Below are 18,534 nucleotides of genomic sequence, written 5' to 3' on the forward strand. Positions count from 1 at the left end.
CAAACAAAGCTCTCTGTGAACGTAAAAATTATCGGTGCGGGACTCGGCCGCACCGGCACACTGTCATTGAAGCTGGCTCTGGAGCGACTGGGTTATGGACCCTGCCTGCACATGAGCAATTTCGCCGCGGATCCCAGGCTCTGCCAGTTCTGGCTGGAGGAGCTGGCGGCAGATCATCCGGACTGGCCGCTCCTTGCCGCGGGTCATACTTCCCTGGTCGACTGGCCGGCGTGTCTGTTCGTCGAACAGCTTCTCCGGCAGTCGCCGACCGCCAAGGTAGTTTTCACCGAGCGGGATTTTGACAGCTGGTATCAAAGTATCAGCGAGACAGTGTTCCCGGCACTGCGCTGGGCCCGGATGCTATCGGAGGAAAAGTCTCCGGATTTTATACGCCTTGTTAAAAAGGTTATTTTCGAAAAAACCTTTGCGGAAAAATTTGATCGTGAGTCCGCATTCGAACTCTACTATGCGCACCGGAATCATATAGTAGGCCTTGTGCCTGCAGAGCAGCTATTGCTGTTCGATGTGCGGGATGGCTGGGAACCGCTTTGCGAATTTCTGCAGTGTGAGGTGCCGAAGGAGGACTTTCCCAGAGAAAACGCTGCGGGAGAATTTTTTGGGATGCTGAGCCGGATGCGCGGCAAGCGAATATTGAAGGGCAGCTAGAAAATGGGCCCGGCATTTGCGCCGGGCCGCAGGGGAAAGTTACAGAGTCAGCCGCTTGGCGATAGCGCTGTCCAGGTTGGCTATCCAGCGGTTGTAGTTTCTGTGAATGGTGTTGCGCCGGCTGTTGTAATCCAGCAGCTCGCTGTTTTTGTAGGTGATGCTGTAGCTGTCACCGTCATAGCTGATATCGGCATCGGCACGGTGTTTGCGCACATTGATGGATGCCGCTATCAGTCCCGGGGAAATTTCCCGGCAGGTCCAGCCCTTGTCGACACAGCCGGCAATAATGCCTTTCCTTACGGACTCCTGAGTCTGAGTCGAGCCATCCAGACGGTTTGGAACCGGTCTGTCGTTGATGTTCATCAGGGGGTTGCTGGTACAACCGGCCAGTACCGCGGCGAGCAGCATGGCAAAAAATACCTTTGCGAATGAATGCATGGATTTACCTAAGGTTTCGATTAAACAATATTATTTGCAGGGTTTGTTAGGGCTAACCCTGATGCTTTTTCTTGATCCATTTGGCGACGTCATTGCCTAGCGTGTGCACGCAGCGCTCCAGTACGTCGCAGGAGCCCTTGAATCCGCCGCCAAAACCGCCGCTGGAATTTCTGGCGTTCTGGAAGCTGTCTATCAGCTCGCCGTCCTTATAGAGTTCGGCCTCGATGGTGACTGACTTGCGGTGGCCGCTCCAGGCATTGCCGGAGCTGGTGGCGTTGAGAATGCTCAGCTTGAGATTGAAGCCCTCGGTTTGCAGATCCTGCTCTGGTTGCAGTGCGGCAGAAAAGCCATACTTCTCCAGGAATTTTTTCGTTGAATCGGAAAATTTGTACCCCAGGTTGGTGCACTCCCGAACAATATTCGGAGCGATCACCTTGGTATCGTAGTATTCCGCTTTCTGGTTGATGCTGATTGCGGCATCGTCCTGTGCCAGCGTCGAGGCACTCAGTAGGGCCCCAGCCAGGAAGAGGGCTGCTTTTGCTGTCTGCATAAATTTCCCCAAAACAATGATTGTTATTTGTTCATTCGAATTGTCGCGATGGGTCTCCGGTCGCGCTGTTATCGATCAAGCACGCCAGCAAAGTTACCAGAAATGGCGAACGGGCCAAAGTAGAGGGCGGAGCTATTCGGCGCTGGGGAACCAGCGCACCACCACCGCAGTGCGCAGCCTCTCTCGGCCGAACAACGACATTTTTGCAAAGTCATCCCGCGCGATTGGCAGATACTGGCTGTCGAGCGGATTCTGTTCGTCGTCTTCATCCGGGTCGTGCACGTAGAGGCACTCCTCGTCGATGCCGGTCAGCGTCACCCAGTGGGGCACCTTCTTGCCGTCCAGGCGGTAGGTGCTGATCAGCAACAGTGCCAGGGCGCCTTCCTCGAGCCACTGCTGCAGCTGTTCCTGGGTGAACTCCCGCTCGATCACCGCAATACCACTGGCACTGGCGGCAGAGCGGAAGTCCGCGTCCACCTGCTGAATCACCGATTTTTTTGCCGCCGAACGCACGCCGTCGGCGAACAGCGGCGAGGTCTGGTTCAGGTACACCTCACAGTCGAAGCCGCGTCGCTGCATTGCCAGCGCCAGGCCGATGGGATGGCAACCGCCGTGTCCGGACGCCATAAAAATCGTCGTCGCTTCGCGCCACAGCGCCAGCTCCTCACTGACCGATGGGGGATAGTCGGGGTGCAGCGCCGCCATCGCCATCATCGCCGCCGCCGGCCCGCAGGTGAATTCGGTGGTCTGCCCGTACCAGGGCACTGCCAGGCTGTGCAGGTTCTCCGGGCGGTAGCGAATGCGTTTCTGCATGCGCAGCGCGTCGCCCTGGTCCTCGTAATAGTTCGGATAGCTGCCGAAGGTGCGGTAACCCAGCTGCTGGTAGAGGGCGATGGCGGAATGGTTGTCCTCCGCCACTTCCAGGCGCATGAACAGGCGGCCGCTCTGGCTGCTGGCTTCCTCGGCGGTGACCAGCAGCGCCTTGCCGATACCCTGGCCGCGCCCCGCCGGGCCCACCGCGAGGGAATAGAGTCGCGCGAGGCGGGTGCCGCGGCGCAGCAGCACCAGTACATAGCCGAGCAGCTGCTCCGCACGCTCGGCCACCAGGAAGACCCGGTTCTCCGCGCCCACCCAGTGGCGCAGGCGGCGCCGGCTGAGGCGGTCGCCCTCAAAACAGGCCTGCTCCAGGACGTGTAGCGCGGGCACGTCCGCGGGCGCGGCGGGGCGAATCGTGAAGGTGGGGAAGGATTGCGCAGACATGGTTAGGGCCCGCCTGGCGGCGGCTCAGGACACCGCGAAGGTGCGGCCTGGCAACATTATCAAAAGCGTTAAAAAAAGATAGGAGCTGGACAAAATTTCTTCTATCTTTCGCCCTGTTGACCTTTCCCTACTTGAGGCGCCTATTTGCATGTCCCAGGTGCTAATCGTGATCGACCAGCTCGACGACTGGGCTCCCTACTACCCCAGCGAGCGCGTGATCACCTTTGCCGACTATCTACAGTTGCCCGCCCGCCAGCAGCGCGTGCGGGTGATCAACCTGTGCGCGGACTACGACTATCGTTCCGAGGGGTACTATTGCTCTCTGCTCGCGGAGGCCCGTAGCCACCACGTTCTGCCGAGCGTGCGCACCCTGAATGACCTGTCGGTGCCGCAGCTCTACAAGCTGCAGCTGGCGCCTCTGGTGCCCGCGCTGAGCAAGTTGAAGAAGCCGGACGAGCCGGATGCCCACCTGGTGGTGAAGTCCTACTTCGGACAGTGCGCCGAGCCGGCCCTGCAGCCGCTGGCGCGACTGCTGTTCGACCGCTTTGCCTGCCCGGTACTGGAAATTCACCTGGCCTGCGACAAGGCCTGGGAGATTGCCGACCTGCGCATCTGCTCGCACCGCGAGCTGAGCGAGGAAGAGGAGACACGCTTCGCCGACGCGCTGGACAGCTTCAGCAACCAGGTGTGGCGACCGCGCACCAAGAGCGCGAACACCCGCTACGATCTGGCGATTCTGGTGAATCCTGAAGAGGCGCTGCCGCCCTCGGACCAGAGTGCGCTGAAAAAGTTTGCCAGCGCCGGCCGCGAACTGGGCTTCTCCGTGGAAATAATCACGCCGGCAGACTATATGCGCCTGCCGGAATTCGATGCGCTGTTTATTCGCGAGACAACCGCCATCGACCACCACACCTACCGCTTTGCGAAAAAGGCCGAGGCGGAGGGCCTGGTGGTGCTGGACGATCCGACCAGTATCCTGCGCTGCACCAACAAGATTTACCTGGCCGACCTGTTTGCGACGCACAAGGTCCCTGCGCCGAAGACCTGCATCCTCAGGCGCGGCGACGAGCAGAGCCTGCAGAAGGCGCTGGCCGAGCTCGGTCTGCCGATGGTGGTCAAAATTCCCGACGGGTCCTTTTCCCGCGGCGTGGTAAAGGTTCAGACCGAAGAGGACCTGCGGCACAAACTGGACGAGTTGTTTGCCGAATCCAGCCTGCTGCTCGCGCAGGAATTTCTCTATACGGAATTCGACTGGCGCATCGGCGTGCTGAACAACAAGCCGCTGTACGCCTGTCGCTATTACATGGCGAAGAATCACTGGCAGATCTACAACCACGGCAACAAGAAAAGTGTGAGCGGTGGCTTTACCACACTGCCCACGTTTGAAGTGCCGAAGGCGGTGCTGCAGGCCGCCCTGAAAGCGACCAAGCCGATCGGCAACGGTTTCTACGGTGTCGATGTAAAGGAGTCCGCCGGCAAGGGCTACGTGATCGAAGTCAACGACAATCCGTCGATCGACAGCGGCGTCGAGGATAAATACCTGGGGCGCGAACTCTACCGGCTGATACTCGAAGAGTTTGCACGCCGACTGGACGCGCGGCGCGCCGGACACGAAAACTGACGCTTCGACTTAGCGCGCCCAGTGCGCCTGCCGCAGTTCGATTGGCTGGGCGCTGCAAAAAGAAAACCACCCGCGAGCGGGTGGTCTGGTTGCTGACAAAGTTATGCAGTCAAAATTTAAGGCAAAGTGCTAGGGCGAGTATTTCGAACCGTCGGCGACAGGGCCGAAGGCGCCGCGAATGCGTGCAGCGGCCGGACCGTCGCCGACGGAGCTTACAGGGATGTATTCACAGCGTTTCGAAATACTCGCCCTAGTGCTTGGCCGCCACCGCACCAACTCAGAGCGGAATACAGGGTTTATCAAGAGTCTGACCACCCGTGAGCGGGTGGTTTTTTTATTCCCCGGAAGTCTGCCGGCACAGTTCCAGCCAGCGCTCAATTCCGGTGCTGCGATATTTTTGCCGATGCAGGGCAAAATAAAATTCGCGGCGGAAGTCCCGCTGCGGCACCGGCAGCTCCACCAGCGAGCCGCGTTTAAACGCATCGACTAGCGATACCCGTGACAGGCAGCTGATGCCCAGACCCGCCTCAACCGCGCGCTTGATCGCCTCGGTATGCTGCAGCTCCAACAATATATGCAGCTGTGGCACCAGGCCCGCCATGGCGCGCTCGAACGTCTGGCGGGTGCCGGAGCCGGACTCGCGCGTGATCCAGGTGGCGGCGGTGAGGTCCCTGTCAGACAGCCGTTTGCGACCCGCCAGCGGGTGCTGCGGCGCACAGAACACCACCAGCTCGTCGTCGCGCCAGCGAATCATCTCCAGGTCCGGGTGGTTGAGCTCGCCCTCGATCAGGCCGAGGTCCAGCTCGAAATTCAGTACCCGCTCGGCGATGGCGGCGGTATTGGCCACTTCCAGTTCCACCCGTGTGCCCGGCTGCTCCTCCATATAGCTGGCCATGACGCCGGCGGCGAGGTAGTTGCCGATGGTCAGGGTGGCGCCGATTTTCAGCCGCCCCAGGTCGCGGTGCGTGGCCAGGGTCTGTTCCAGTTCCCGCGCCCGCTCCAGCAGTTCCTCCGCCCGCGGCCACAGCTGGCGGCCCAGCTCGTTCAGGCGCAGGCGCTTGCCGGTGCGCTCGAACAGGCGCAGCTCGAACTGCTGTTCGAACTCTTTCAGCGCGGTGGAGGCGGCGGACTGGGACATATTCAGGCTCTCCGCCGCACGGCTCACGTTCTCGTAGTGGGCGCAGGCGAGGAACACCTCCAGCTGGCGGAGGGAATAGCGCATAATGAGTCCCTGTGCTCATTAATATAATCGATAAGGAATATCCAAATATCCCATTTTGCCTATAGATATTCCAGAGCTAGAATTCAATCATTAAGAGAGTTCAGGAATAAGTAGTTCTAAGCTTATGTCTAATTTGAATATAGAGAAGGTGCTGGAAGTCCATCACTGGAACGACACACTGTTCAGCTTCAAGACCAGTCGCGATCCGGGTTTCCGCTTTGAGAACGGCCATTTTACGATGATCGGCCTGCAGCAGGACAACGGCCGCCCGCTGCTGCGCGCTTACTCTATTGCCAGTGCCAATTACGAGGATGAGCTGGAGTTTTTCAGCATCAAGGTGCCCAATGGCCCGCTGACCTCGCAGCTGCAGAATATCAAACCCGGTGACGAGATCTTTGTCAGCCGCAAGCCTACCGGTACCCTGGTGGCCGACCACCTGCTGCCCGGCAAGCGCCTGTGGCTGCTGTCCACCGGTACCGGACTCGCGCCCTTCATGAGCATCATCAAGGATCCGGATGTCTACGAGCGCTTCGACCAGGTGATCCTGACCCACGGGGTGCGCCATGTATCCGAGCTGGCCTATCAGGACTACATCGAAAACGAGCTGCCGAGTCACGAGTACTTCGGCGAGATGGTGCGCGAGCAGCTGCTCTACTACCCGACGGTGACCCGCGAGCCCTACCGCAACAACGGTCGTCTGACCGACCTGATGCTGTCCGGCAAGATCTTCCAGGACCTGGGCGTGCCGCAGCCGAACGTCGAAGAGGACCGCTTTATGCTGTGTGGCAGCCCGGCGATGCTGAAGGATCTGACCGGCATTCTCGACGACTGGGGTTTCCGCGAAACCCGCGCCGGCGTACCGCACGAGTACGTCATCGAGCGGGCTTTTGTCGAGAAATAGATCCGCCTGTGGTGCGCGCCGATCGCTATCGCCGCGCACCACCAGTTTCCTACGAGAAAGAGACAGAATACCGGCGTCGGTACTTCGAGAGTATCTGCGCGATGGATTGCGCGCAGGGAGAGACCGGGACGTTAAATGTTTTCGGAGTGTCGACCCCGGTGTTTTGTCGCCCGACCGGCTACAGTCACGTCTCCAGTGAAGTGACAGGTAACGAGTTGTCTTCTACCTGTTTTTTGCAAACCACCCCTCCGGGTGGTTTTTTTATACCTGAAAAGCCGCTGCACTGATCCTACTCTCTAAGCAGGGCGTACAACACCAGGTGGGCAACACGGCGCAGCAGCTGCGACTGGCATTGGCGGGAGTACATCGGTGACGAAGATTTTCAGATTTTTCCTGTGCGTATTTCTACTGGGCGTCGCCGGTTGCACCGGTGTGCCGGAAAATGTCGCGCCGGTGCAGAACTTTCAGCTCGACCGATATCTCGGCACCTGGTATGAGATAGCGCGGCTCGATCACTCTTTCGAGCGCGGCTTGTCCCGGGTCACGGCAGAATACAGCCGCAATCCCGATGGCTCGGTGCGCGTCGTCAACCGCGGCTATTCCCGCGAGCAGGACAAATGGAAGCAGGCCGAGGGGCGGGCGACTTTTGTCGACCGCGAAGATACCGGGCACCTGCAGGTTTCTTTCTTCGGCCCCTTCTACGCGTCCTATGTCATCGTCGAACTGGATAAGGACTATCAGTACGCACTGGTCAGCGGCTACAGCAAATCCTATCTGTGGATACTGTCCCGCACTCCCAGCTTGCCGCAGGGCACGGTGAGTGCATTAGTCCAGCGCGCCGCCGAACTCGGCTATCCAACCGAGCGGCTGATTTTTGTGGATCAGGCCGCAGCGCCAGCGCTTCCGTAGACCAGCGGTCAGCGCAGTGCACTGCGTTCCCGCCACCAGGTAAAACTCAGCAGTAACAGCAGGGCTAGCGCCGGCCAGTGTATTGGCAGTGGCCGTTGCGGAGCCTTTGCCTGCGTCGCCGGGCCGAGACGCGCGCTGGCCATCTGCTGCGTCTGCGTACGTTTCAGCCCTCTGTCCCACTCTGTCCACGCCTCGGTCGGGAATACGTACAGAGAAAACGGATTGCGCTCGTCGTCGCTGCGATACCAGCCCGCCTGCGCCGGCCAGTAGGAATAACAGGAGCCGCTGTCAGTTTCTGCCGCGGCAATTCCGGTTAGCGGCGTCTCCGAATTTTCCTCTGCAGACACTGCGCGCAGTAAAGGTGGTGTGCTGTCGGTCAATGCGCTGCCACACAGTGTCAGTCGCTGGCCGGCCAGCGGCAGTGCGGTCGACAGCGTAATCGGTGTACGGCTGCCGCGCCGTGCGAGCTGGTGATCGAATACCGCTTTCCACAGCCGCGCGTAATCCGTCGCATATCCGGCGGTAGGCCAGCGGTGACTGTCGCCGAACATTGCAAAACCCAGCGTGCCCTCCGGCTTGCTGCGCCCCCAGTAGAGGACGCTGTTGTCTCCGTGCAGTTGCAGATCGCCTGCCTGAATTTTCTGTGGCTGATAGCCGCGCAATCGCAGCATCGGCAACTCGTCATTAGCGAACGGACTTTTCGCGGTCTGAGTGTCGGTTGCTTTCAACCGCATCTGTTGCGCAGCGGCATAGTCGACAAAGCTGCGCGGACCGTCGTCGCCGACCAGCCACAACAGCGACTTTCGTGCGGCGATGTCCGGCAATTCGCTGCGCTGCGCCGTTGTCAGCTGCGGCCACAGTCGGCTGTCGAGTATCACCAGGTCGAAGGGGCCGGCGGCATCCAACGGTTGTCTGGCGCTATTGTCCAGACCATTGAAGGTTTCGCGCCGCACTACCGCCGGTGCCAGTTGCGTGATGACCTGCGTGGGCGCGCCGGACTGCCGCAGCCAGCGGGCCAGGGCCGCCGTCTCGAACGACGGCCGTGCCAGCCATAGCAGCACTGTCGGTTGTTCGGCACTGTGCACCACTATTGGCACCGGTTCGCGACGAATTTCGCTCTTACCCCCGACAACGGTTTCGATGCGCAGCTGGTAAAGCTGCGGACCTTCGAGCTTGGGTACGGCTGTCAGCGCCGCTGCCATTTTCGCGCCCGCGGCGATCGTCGCAGTGTCGACCACACCACCGAAGGGATCTTCAAGCGTCAGTTTGGCGGTGCTATCCAGCGCGGTGTCGGCGGAGATCTGCAGGCGCACCGCATCCCCCAACAGTAATTCCCGCGGCCAGTCGACGCGCCACGTCGGCGCGACAGTGTTTGCCGCTGATGCCAGTCGCACCGGCGGCAGGTCGCAAAGCGCGTCGCGCCGCAGTCCGTCGCCGTTCACATGCAGGGTTTGCAGGGCCGCGATTTCCGCCGGCGCGAGTTCCGCTGTCAGTGCCATTGGCTCGCTACTTTGCAGAGTTGCAGTCTGCGGCGCCGGCAGCAGCGCGGGCGGCTGCAACAGCGTCCAGGCAGCCGCCCAGATCAATACCTGTGTCAGGGCGGCACCGATCCGCTGCGCTACGCTTGCGCGTCGGCGTATGACCAGCCACAGGGAAATCGACAGCGCGACGGCAGCGAGCGGGATGAGCCACTGAATCATCGGCGCACCTCCGCGTTATCGCCGCTATGCTGCAGTGCCTGCAGCCACTGATCGAACTCGCCGCCGGCGTTGCGCAGGCGCGGCAGCGACGGCTGCGCCAGGGGTTCCGGCAGCAGCTGATACAGCAAGGCTGTGAGTTGCTGCCGACACTCGTTACAGCCGAGTTGCTGGCGGTACACGCGCAGTGCCTTCGACAGTTCCAGCTGCAATTGCGGCTGCGCCTGCACCGACGGCCATCGCTGCAGCTCTGTGACAACCTCATCGCCAAGTGCATTGCCGTCCCGCACCCGCTGCAGCAGGGTAAGGATTTCCGCGCGCTCGCCGCTGCCGGCGGCGGCGCGAACGGCTGGCGGCGCCACTTCGTCGAGCTCGCCACTCAGGCGGCGGGTCTCGTCCAATGGCGGCGGCTCGAAACCGACGCGCTGCAGATAGATACGCGAGGCCTGTTGCACCTCCTTGATAAAGCGCAGCGCCGTATGCTGATGGGGCAGGGATGCGCGCGGCTCGATCACCGACAGCTCGCGCCAGGAGCTCCACATGGCATTCAGTGCACTGCGCAGCAGTTCCTTCGTCTGCGGGTCGAACAGTGTCGCGTGTTCCGAGTCGCCGTGCTGGTGGCCGGCGGCGGCGACAATGCCGGCATCGTCGCCGAACTGCACCGGCGGCGCGCGGTGTTCCGCTTCCTGTCCGCGGCCGTGCTCTGCCTTGTGTGTTTCGGCATGGTCTGCGCCGTGCTCTCCCTGAGTGTCATCGCCATGCGCATCGCCGCCGTGTTCCAGCGCCGAGTCCTCCTCGCCGAGGAAGCGGCCGTAACGCATGCGCAGCAGATTCTGTTCGTAGGCCAGGGATTCGGCGCGCGCGCGGAATTTCGCCGGGGCCAGTTGCTCCTGCTCGGCGAGCAGTGCCTCGGTATCGATGATCAGCTGCCGCTGGCTGCGGAAATACTCCGGCAATACCTTGATCGCCATACCCTCCGCATCGCTGAGACCGAAAATCTCTTCGTGCGGCCAGCGCACGATGAAATGCTGGCTCTTCACCACGTTGGCCTGCGGCGCGCGGTTGTCGCGCGCCTGCAGGAACCAGTACAGCTCGTCACCCGGTTCTATGTCATAGCGCGTTACCGGTATGCTAAAGCGGTAGCGTTTTTTCTTGCCGGTATCCTCGCTGGGTTGCAGCTTAATCGCATCGTTACGGAAGCGGACATTTTCGCCGCTGCCACTGGCCAGCGTAATCAGCAGTTCCGTATCGCTTACCCGGAAGTCATCCGCCACCTCGACACTCACCTGCAATAGAGCGGATGAATCGTTTACACCGGTGCTGACGACGGTGACATTGTCCCGCGGGTAGTCGAAGGAAAACTCCGGTGCGCGATCCGGCTGGATTTCAATATTGTGAATTTCCGGCAACAGTTTTTGCTCGCCATCGCTGTCTACCGCCAGTTGATAAAAGTCGGCAGCGGTGACGGTACGGGTCAACTGCCAGCGGCGGCTCGGCAAAATATCGGCCGGCGCAAAATCAAATTCCTCCTCTGCCGCCAGCATCGACAGCCCGTCTGCGGCGCCGTCGAGTTCGATCTGCCAGGTAATACGGGCGCCTTCCACTGCAGTCACTTGTAGCGCCTGTGTCTGATGCGGCAGCTTGGTGTAGGCGGGCGGTTGAATTTCAGTAACGGCCTTCGCAATGGCGATCGATTGCGGTGCGATCGAGTTCGGCGTTGTGGATACTGTCTCGGTGGCATGTCTTTGCGGCAGGCCGTCGAGCGCGACAAATAGCAGCAGGCCGAGACAGGCACCGGCGGCATTCGCCAGCTGGCTGCGGTGCCAGGCGGGCCGGAATTCTTTCAGTTCACCCCGCTGCAAAATATCCTGTAGGGCAGTGGCGACGCGCTGGCGCTGCAGTCGAGCCAGCGGCGCCAGCGTCTCCGGTGCGGCGCGCAACAGCTGACTGCTGTCCTGCATTTGTGGGTAGCACCGATCCAGCCGCTGACAGAGTTCGGCGGAGGACAGGCGCCAATTGCGGTCCAGTAACAGCGCCACGCTGATAACTATCACGCAGGCGACTGCCAGCCAGCTCGGCCACTGCAGATAGGCAGTGCCGGCGGCGACCGCAGCCCCGACAGGCAGACTCAGCCACAGGTAAGGTCGCAAGCTGCCGTGCCGCCAGCGATTGTGCGCACGTCCGAGAATTCGCCGGGCCAGTTCAGTCACGCTGCTCACCTATCTTCCGCGCGTCGAACCGCATTGCGCCGCTCAGTGCCAGCAAGCGTTCCAGGGCCAGCAGTAACAGCAGGGCGACTAGCAGCGGACGCTCGATGGTGGCACGCGCCGCCGGCGGTACGTCGGTGTCCGGCACGGCAATGCCCGGTGGTGCATCGATCGACCAGTTGGCACGGCTGCGGGATTGCAGCGCCCAGTCCTGCGCCGACCACTGCTGCCACAGGCGTCGGGGCAGGTCGGCGCGGCGGAAAAACTGCTCGCCGTGCCAGTCGTGCCGGTAGCGCAACCAGCTGCCGCGACCGATGGCCGCCGCCTGCAGAATTTCGCCCGGTTCTGTTTCGAGCGCGACAAAATCCACCGCGGCGGCCGGTTGCACCCGCTGATCGGTGATCAGCAGGCCGCCGTCGCGAATAAAATCGTGCAGGCTTTCGGGCAGTGGGCCGGGCGTGTCGTAGATCAGCCAGTCCAGGCTCTCCGCATCCGCCGCTGCCGTTGTGGTCAACTGCTGCAGCGCCAACTGCGGTTGCGCCGTGTTCCGCCACTGTCTCATTACCGGTTCCAGCCAGGCTGGTCCGTCGCCGAGCAGCGCAATGCGCGGCGCATTTGGGTCGTCGCCGCTGCCCGACTGCTGCACTGCATGCCACTGCCAGTGCGGGCTGAATTTGAACAGACCGCGGCCGGAGGGGTTGTTGTCACTGCGCAGCAGGATATGTGCGCGGCGGAACGCGGCCTGGTCGGCGAGAGCGGACAGCGTCTGCCACAGGTCCGGTGCCGGCGGCCGCTGCTCGGCGATCGGTGACGGACGCGCTTGCAACCAGAAGATCTCGGTAAAGGTCTCGTCGCCGGAGAAATTGCGATCGAGAAATTCGCGCAACTCCGCGCGTTCCATGCGCGGGTCGACCAACAGGATACTTTTTTCCGGCTGCGCATCGCGGTTAAGCAACGGCTGCGCCAGCAGCAGCGCCAGCAGGGCAATTAACAGCAGTCGCAGCAACAGCAGCAACTTGTCGCGCAGGAACAGGCGTTTCCAGTTCTGCTGTGGCTTCTGCCGCAGCCAATGGGCGGCGGCGAAGGTGATTTCGCGTGGGTTGCTGCGGCGCAGCAGGTGAATCAGCAGCGGGATCGCGAGCGCACCGAGCAGCCACAGCCACAGCGGCGATTGCAGGGAAGCCGGCAACCACTGCATCAGCCGACCCTCGCATGGGCGTCGATAAAGCGCCGCAGTGACTGTTCCAGCGGTTGCTCAATGGCGACACTGGTCAGCGGACACTCCTGCCCGGCGAAGCGCGCGGCCAGTTGCCGCTGTGCGGCGGCAAAGGCGCGCAGGTAATCGCCGCGCTGCTGCTGCGCACCGACTTCGAGAATGCCGGTGGCCTCCGGGTTGCGGATTTTCAGCTCGCCGTCGAACGGAAATGTCTCCTCGGCTTCCACCAGCAGCTGCAGCGGCAAGCAGGGCCGCCCGGCCGCGTGCAGGCGGGCGGCAAAGGCACTGATCTCGCCGTTGTCATGGCGTTCGAAAAAATCGCTGACCAGCACCACCTGGCAGGGCTGCTCGAAGTACTGCCAGACACTGGCCAGTCGGCTTTCACCGGGCCAGTGACCAGCGGCCTCGAGTCCCTCGAGTTCCAGTGCCAGGCGGCGGTGGTGCCCCTCGCCCTGGCCCTCGGGCAGGTAACGTATGCCGGAATCGCTAAGTGCCAGCAGGGAAAAGCGGTCGCCCTGGTTGTGCAACAGCCAGCACAGACTCGCGATCCAGCACCTGGCGTACTGCAGTTTGGTCAGTTCGGGATAGGCAAAACTCGGCTGCGCCATCGACGCGCTGGTATCGAGCACGATGCACACATGCATCTGGCTTTCCTGTTCCGCCTCGCGCACATAGTAGCGGTCCGAGCGCGCGAACAGCTTCCAGTCGATATGGCGAATGGAATCCCCCGGCTCGTAACTGCGGTACTGCTGGAACTCGATGCCGGCACCGCGGCGCTGGCTGTGCTGCACGCCCAGCAGCATGCCCTCGGCAATATGGCGCGACAGCCAGGCGAGATCGCGGGTGCTGGCGAGTGTCAGCGGGTCGATCAGTTTCACAGAGCCGGCTCCACGGTATCAGTCCTGTCCCGGCTCCGGCACGGCGGCGAGCAGCTTTTCCAGTACCTGCTGCACGGTGACGCCATCCGCCTGGGCGTGGAAACTGAGCAGTATGCGGTGGCGCAGTACCGGCAGCAGCAGTGCCTGAATATCCGCGCGGGTCACCGACAAACGCTGTTGCAGGAATGCGCGCGCCTTGGCCGCCAGGATCAGCGCCTGGCCGGCGCGCGGGCCTGCGCCCCACTTGATCCACTGCTGCAGTTGAGATTCACCACCTTCGCCGCTGCGGGTGGCGCGCACCAGGCGCGCGACGTAGTGAAAGAGGTCGTCGCTGATATGAATTTCGCGCACCAGTCGTTGCATTTCGAGCAGCCCGGCGGCGTCGAGGCACGGCCGCGGTTTTGCCGCACTGGCGCCGGTGGTCGCGCGCAATATTTCGATCTCGTCTTGTTCGGTCGGGTAGTCGATATGAATATTCAGCAGGAAACGGTCCAGCTGCGCTTCCGGCAGCGGGTAGGTGCCGGCCTGCTCGATCGGGTTCTGCGTCGCCAGCACGAAGTAGGGCTCCGGCAGCGCCATGGTCTCGCCGCCGACGGTCACGGAGTATTCCTGCATCGATTCCAGCAGTGCCGACTGAGTCTTCGGCGGCGTGCGGTTGATTTCGTCAGCCAGCAGGACGTTGGTGAAAATCGGGCCGCGCTGGAACTTGAAGAAGCGTTTGCCGGTGGAGTGATCCTCCTCGAGGATCTCGCTGCCGAGGATATCCCCCGGCATCAGGTCCGGGGTGAACTGTACGCGCTTGAAGGCCAGCTCGGTACAGTCCGCCAGGGTCTTTACCAGCAAGGTCTTGCCGAGACCGGGCACGCCCTCGAGCAGTGCGTGGCCGCGGGCCAGCAGACAGATCAGCATTTGGTCCACCACCTCGCGCTGGCCGACGATGACCTTGCCGATTTCCTGTCGTAGGGTTTCCAGGCCATTCAGGCGCTGCGCGATGGACTCTTCAATAGTAGTTTCAATGGTGTTGGACATGGCGGTTCAGCTTGTCAGTGCGTAGATAACAATGTTCACGGCGAATTTTGTATTGTCGATCGCCAGCCAGCGTTTGTTGCGGTAGTCGTAATCCCACTCGCAACCGAAATCCTTGTTGCTGTAGAGCACGGCGATGCGCCCATCGATGACGATGGCTTTCAGGTAATCGTGTACCAGGTCGTCGCCCCAGCCGTTCAGTTCGAAGCTGGTGACCGGCAGCTCGTCGAACTGGAAAAAACAGTGGTACAGGTCGTGGTTGTCCGGCAGTTTCTGCAGGCAGTCTTCGCCGAACAGTTTCACCATCTGCGCCTCGAACGATTTGGCAAACAGGCCGTCGATATCGTGGTTGCAGTCGTCGACGAATACGAAACCGCCGCGATTGACGTAATCGCGAAAGTTGCGCGCCTCGGCCTCGGTGAATTCCACCAGCTTGTGCCCGGCCAGATAACAGAAGGGCGCCAGCAGCATTTCCGGATCCGCCAGCGGCACTATGCGCTCGCTCGGGTCGACCTTCAGGTTGGTGTACTCCACCAGTGAGTTCAGCACATTGGACGGCATGCGCTGGTCCACGTCCCAGTCGCCGGATTCGTACATCAGGCGGGTGAAGTAAAAATCATAGTGCTCCCGTGCCGCATTTTGCGCACGCAGGCCCAGCGGCAGCGCGGCGGCGCAGCTGCCCAGCAACAGGCTGTGTAGAAATTGCTTGCGGGTGAGGGACATGCTTATTAATGCAACGGGACTTCGACATCTATGTAGGATGGGCACGCTGCGCTTTGCCCATCCTACGGAATTGCATTGAAAGTGCTGTGCGCTGTAGGAGCCTGCTTGCAGGCGAAAGGCTACGGAGCTCCGCCCCTGTTCGCCTGCAAGCAGGCTCCTACGCAGACAGCGCCAACAATTTAGCCGAGCTTACGCTTGGTGTTGATCACATTCACGCCGTCGAAACGCGTGGTCGAACTGCCGTGGGACACGGCACTGACCTGGCCCGGTTGGCCCTTGCCATCGAAGAAGGAGCCACCCAGGCGGTAGTCGCGCTTGTCACAGATCTGTGAACAGGAATTCCAGAATTCCTGCGTGTTCGACTGGTAGGCGACATCCTCGAGCATGCCGGCGATCTTGCCCTCCTTGATCTCGTAGAACAGCTGGCCGCCGAACTGGAAGTTGTAGCGCTGCTGGTCGATGGAGAAGGAACCGGCACCGACGATGTAGATACCCTTCTCGACGTCCTTGATCATGTCGTCGACACTCAGCTCCTCCTTGCCCGGCAGCAGCGACACGTTGGCCATGCGCTGGAACTGCACGCTGGACCAGCTGTCCGCGTAGCAGCAGCCGTGGGATTCCTTCTGGTCGAGCATATGCACCTGATCGCGGATCGCCTGGTAGTTCACCAGCACGCCGTCCTTCACCAGGTCCCAGTTGCCGGTTTGCACGCCCTCGTCGTCGTAGCCGACCGCGCCCAGTGAGCCCGGCTGTACCTTGTCGGCGAACAGATTGACCTTGTCGCTGCCGTACTGGAATTTACCGCTGCGCCACTTGTCGATGGTGGCGAAGGAGGTGCCGGCGTAGTTGGCCTCGTAGCCGAGCACGCGGTCGAGTTCCAGCGGGTGGCCGACGGACTCGTGGATCGTGAGCCACAGGTGGCTGGGGTCCAGTACCAGGTCGTACTTGCCGGGCGTGACGGATTTAGCGGTGAGTTTTTCCTGCGCCTGCTCGGCGGCCAGGCGCGCGTCCTCGACCATATCGTAGGAATCGCGGTACAGCACCGTCTGCGACTGGATCTTGTCCTCGGCGCGGCCGTCCAGGTATTCGAAGCCGCGGCCCACCGGCTGGCTCAGGCCATTGCGAGTGCGGAAGCCGCCGTCCTTCTTGTCGACCGCGGTGACCTGCATCGGCGCCCACAGGCGGTGCACGTCCTGATCGATATAGGAGCCGTCGGTGGAAGCGAAATACTTCTGTTCGTTGACCAGGTAGAGCATGGAATTGATAAAGCTGGCACCGGCATCCAGTGCCGACTTGTTCACTTCCATCAGCAGGTCGACTTTTTCCGCCAGCGGAATCTGCATGGCGTTTTTCTGGATCGGCGTCCGCCAGCTGACTTCGCCGTGGCCCTTGACCGGTGCCAGTTCCACCGGCTCCTTCTGCTGTTTGGAGTTGGCCTTGGCGGTGGCAACGGCTTGCGCGGTAGCGCGGGCGATGCCGTCGCTGGTCATGTCATTGGTGGCGGCGAAACCCCAGGTGCCGTTGGCAATCACGCGCACGCCCATACCGATGGATTCGGTATTGACCACGTTCTGTACTTTCATTTCGCGGGTGATCACGTACTGGTTCAGGTAGCGGCCGATGCGCACGTCGGCGTAACTGGCACCGAGTTTGGTCGCCGTATTCAGGGCGGCGTCCGCGAGCTCTTTCTTGACCGCGACATCCAGTCCACTCTGGGTCAGCTTGCTTTCCGCCACTGCGATACCGGACAGCGGCAGCATGGAAAATCCAAGACCGGCGCCACTCAGCTGGAGAAACTTTCTTCTATCCATTTCGGAATCCTCGTTTAGCTGTGGCCGTTACACGGCGTCGGAAAGGCTGCTGAAGGTGAAGTCGCGCACTTTCAGTGCGGGAATCATCGCGGAATAACCCCACATGCCCACGCGCTCGGCGCGGCCCATGTCCTCGATATTGTTCAGCATGATCACCGGGCTCTCGTTGAAGCGGAAATTCTTGATCGGGTATTTGATCTTGCCGTTTTCGATATAGAAGGTGCCGTCGCGAGTCAGGCCGGTCAGCAGCAGGGACTGCGGATCCACCATGCGGATATACCAGGTGCGGGTCACCAGCACGCCGCGGCGGGTGTTCTTGATCAGCTCCTCGGTGGACTTGTCCCCGCCAACCATAATGAGGTTGTTCGGCTGCGGAATCGCCTTGTCCTTGTTCTCGGACTGGCTGGCCCAGTAGCGGCTGCGCGGCAGGTTCTGCACCACGCCGTCCCTGATCCAGTCGACGCGCTCCAGTGCCATATGGTCGTCTTCCGCCCACGGCATGGCCGGCACGTTCAGGTCGGCGGGATCGGAGTAGATGTGCACGCGCTTGTCGAACATCTTCTCGCCGATACGGTTGCCGCCGCCTTTCTTACTCATAAAGCTGCGGCCCTCGTCGGCGCTGCGCGCGTCGTAGTTCCACATCATGAAACCGACCAGGCCGGATACCGCACTCGGTTCCAGGATCACTGTGTATTTACCCGGTTCCAGTGCGCGCGCCTCTTGGGACATGACAGCCTTGTCGATGGCGACGCCGGATACGCTGCCGGTGCTCATCGCGGCGAAATCGGATACGTCGCTCTGCGCCCAGCCGGAGCCGAGGCCGTTTTCGGTGCGCATGGTCACGGTGAAGTTGGCGGAGGTGGCGGCGTGGTAGCCGAACAGGCCATTGGTGTTGGCGACCGCGGCAAAGGAGCGCGCATCTTCCAGGTAACCGGCCGCGACGACCTTCTTCTCTTTGGCGGCGATGATCGAGTCGGCGGCAGCCTTGGCGCGCTGATCCGGCGTCATGTCCGCGGTGGATTTGGCAAAGCCGTCGACGCTCATGTATTTCTGCTCGCCCAGCAGCGGCATGGCCTCTGGATTGTCCGGCGACAGCTTGGCCAGCTCCTCGGCGCGGCGCATGACTTTTTCCAGCGAGGCATCGCTGAACTCGTTGATGGTGGCGATACCGGATTTCTTGCCGAAGCGCGCCTCCACCGCCAGCTCGATATCGTTGACGATACCGCTGGTGGACACGCTGTTGCGCGCGTAGCGGATATTGCCGGTCTCAGCGCCGGTCAGCTGCGCGCTGGCCGCTTCCGCTTTGCTGTATTTCAGCACCTTGTCGAGAATTTGCTTCGCTTCACTTCTGGATAAAATTGCCATTTTTTTGCTCCAAAAAATTATTTTTGTTCGCCGATACTTTGGAA

The 18,534-nt window shown here is 61.3% G+C and carries 16 protein-coding genes; 4 read left to right on the forward strand and 12 right to left on the reverse strand.

What is annotated here, in order from left to right; all coding sequences use genetic code 11:
• Positions 1–15 precede the first annotated feature (15 nt).
• Entirely contained in the window at positions 16–666 is a 651-nt protein-coding gene (locus BUC36_RS10130) for a sulfotransferase family protein (RefSeq protein ID WP_073274256.1), read from the forward strand.
• A 39-nt stretch (positions 667–705) separates the two neighbouring features.
• On the opposite strand, the gene BUC36_RS10135 is transcribed toward BUC36_RS10130, so the two are convergent.
• From BUC36_RS10135 to BUC36_RS10145, 3 genes are all read right to left on the reverse strand, one after another.
• Positions 706–1,104, reverse strand: a complete 399-nt coding sequence (locus BUC36_RS10135) for a hypothetical protein (protein ID WP_073274258.1) — start codon at positions 1,102–1,104, stop codon at positions 706–708.
• A gap of 52 nt (positions 1,105–1,156) precedes the next feature.
• Positions 1,157–1,654 carry a hypothetical protein gene (locus BUC36_RS10140; protein ID WP_073274263.1) on the reverse strand — a complete coding sequence of 166 codons (498 nt, stop codon included), beginning with the start codon at positions 1,652–1,654 and terminating at the stop codon, positions 1,157–1,159.
• Positions 1,655–1,786: 132 nt separating this feature from the next.
• Positions 1,787–2,914: a GNAT family N-acetyltransferase/peptidase C39 family protein gene (locus BUC36_RS10145; protein WP_073274265.1), complete on the reverse strand. Its 1,128-nt coding sequence runs from the start codon at positions 2,912–2,914 to the stop codon at positions 1,787–1,789.
• Positions 2,915–3,062: 148 nt separating this feature from the next.
• Between BUC36_RS10145 and BUC36_RS10150 the strand changes: the two genes are divergently transcribed.
• Complete coding sequence (locus tag BUC36_RS10150) at positions 3,063–4,535, forward strand: RimK family protein (protein WP_073274267.1); 1,473 nt, start codon at positions 3,063–3,065, stop codon at positions 4,533–4,535.
• A 334-nt stretch (positions 4,536–4,869) separates the two neighbouring features.
• On the opposite strand, the gene BUC36_RS10155 is transcribed toward BUC36_RS10150, so the two are convergent.
• The gene (locus BUC36_RS10155) at positions 4,870–5,757 is read right to left on the reverse strand and encodes a LysR family transcriptional regulator (protein WP_073274269.1); all 888 of its coding nucleotides are present in this window, start codon (positions 5,755–5,757) and stop codon (positions 4,870–4,872) included.
• 124 nt (positions 5,758–5,881) lie between these two features.
• Between BUC36_RS10155 and BUC36_RS10160 the strand changes: the two genes are divergently transcribed.
• On the forward strand, positions 5,882–6,658 hold the full coding sequence (locus tag BUC36_RS10160; RefSeq protein WP_073274271.1) for a ferredoxin--NADP reductase: 777 nt from the start codon (positions 5,882–5,884) through the stop codon (positions 6,656–6,658).
• Positions 6,659–7,027: 369 nt separating this feature from the next.
• Complete coding sequence (locus tag BUC36_RS10165) at positions 7,028–7,567, forward strand: lipocalin family protein (protein WP_234994942.1); 540 nt, start codon at positions 7,028–7,030, stop codon at positions 7,565–7,567.
• 8 nt (positions 7,568–7,575) lie between these two features.
• Here the strand turns inward: BUC36_RS10165 and BUC36_RS10170 are convergent, their stop codons facing one another.
• The 8 genes from BUC36_RS10170 to BUC36_RS10205 form a co-directional block, all read right to left on the reverse strand.
• On the reverse strand, positions 7,576–9,267 hold the full coding sequence (locus tag BUC36_RS10170) for a hypothetical protein (RefSeq protein WP_073274273.1): 1,692 nt from the start codon (positions 9,265–9,267) through the stop codon (positions 7,576–7,578).
• Positions 9,264–11,483: a hypothetical protein gene (locus BUC36_RS10175; protein ID WP_073274275.1), complete on the reverse strand. Its 2,220-nt coding sequence runs from the start codon at positions 11,481–11,483 to the stop codon at positions 9,264–9,266. Before BUC36_RS10175 ends, BUC36_RS10170 begins: the two co-directional genes overlap by 4 nt.
• Positions 11,467–12,669, reverse strand: coding sequence for a BatA domain-containing protein (locus BUC36_RS10180; RefSeq protein ID WP_073274278.1), 1,203 nt, complete (start codon positions 12,667–12,669; stop codon positions 11,467–11,469). Before BUC36_RS10180 ends, BUC36_RS10175 begins: the two co-directional genes overlap by 17 nt.
• The gene (locus BUC36_RS10185; RefSeq protein ID WP_073274280.1) at positions 12,669–13,565 is read right to left on the reverse strand and encodes a DUF58 domain-containing protein; all 897 of its coding nucleotides are present in this window, start codon (positions 13,563–13,565) and stop codon (positions 12,669–12,671) included. Before BUC36_RS10185 ends, BUC36_RS10180 begins: the two co-directional genes overlap by 1 nt.
• A gap of 18 nt (positions 13,566–13,583) precedes the next feature.
• Complete coding sequence (locus tag BUC36_RS10190; protein ID WP_073274282.1) at positions 13,584–14,594, reverse strand: AAA family ATPase; 1,011 nt, start codon at positions 14,592–14,594, stop codon at positions 13,584–13,586.
• Between the two features lie 6 nt (positions 14,595–14,600).
• The gene (locus BUC36_RS10195; RefSeq protein ID WP_073274284.1) at positions 14,601–15,314 is read right to left on the reverse strand and encodes a DUF4159 domain-containing protein; all 714 of its coding nucleotides are present in this window, start codon (positions 15,312–15,314) and stop codon (positions 14,601–14,603) included.
• Positions 15,315–15,493: 179 nt separating this feature from the next.
• Positions 15,494–17,125, reverse strand: a complete 1,632-nt coding sequence (locus BUC36_RS10200) for a TldD/PmbA family protein (RefSeq protein WP_073274287.1) — start codon at positions 17,123–17,125, stop codon at positions 15,494–15,496.
• A 27-nt stretch (positions 17,126–17,152) separates the two neighbouring features.
• On the reverse strand, positions 17,153–18,490 hold the full coding sequence (locus tag BUC36_RS10205; RefSeq protein ID WP_073274289.1) for a TldD/PmbA family protein: 1,338 nt from the start codon (positions 18,488–18,490) through the stop codon (positions 17,153–17,155).
• Between the last annotated feature and the right edge of the window lie 44 nt (positions 18,491–18,534).

Origin of the sequence: Microbulbifer donghaiensis, assembly GCF_900129095.1 — a bacterium.
Classification (GTDB): Bacteria; Pseudomonadota; Gammaproteobacteria; order Pseudomonadales; family Cellvibrionaceae; genus Microbulbifer; species Microbulbifer donghaiensis.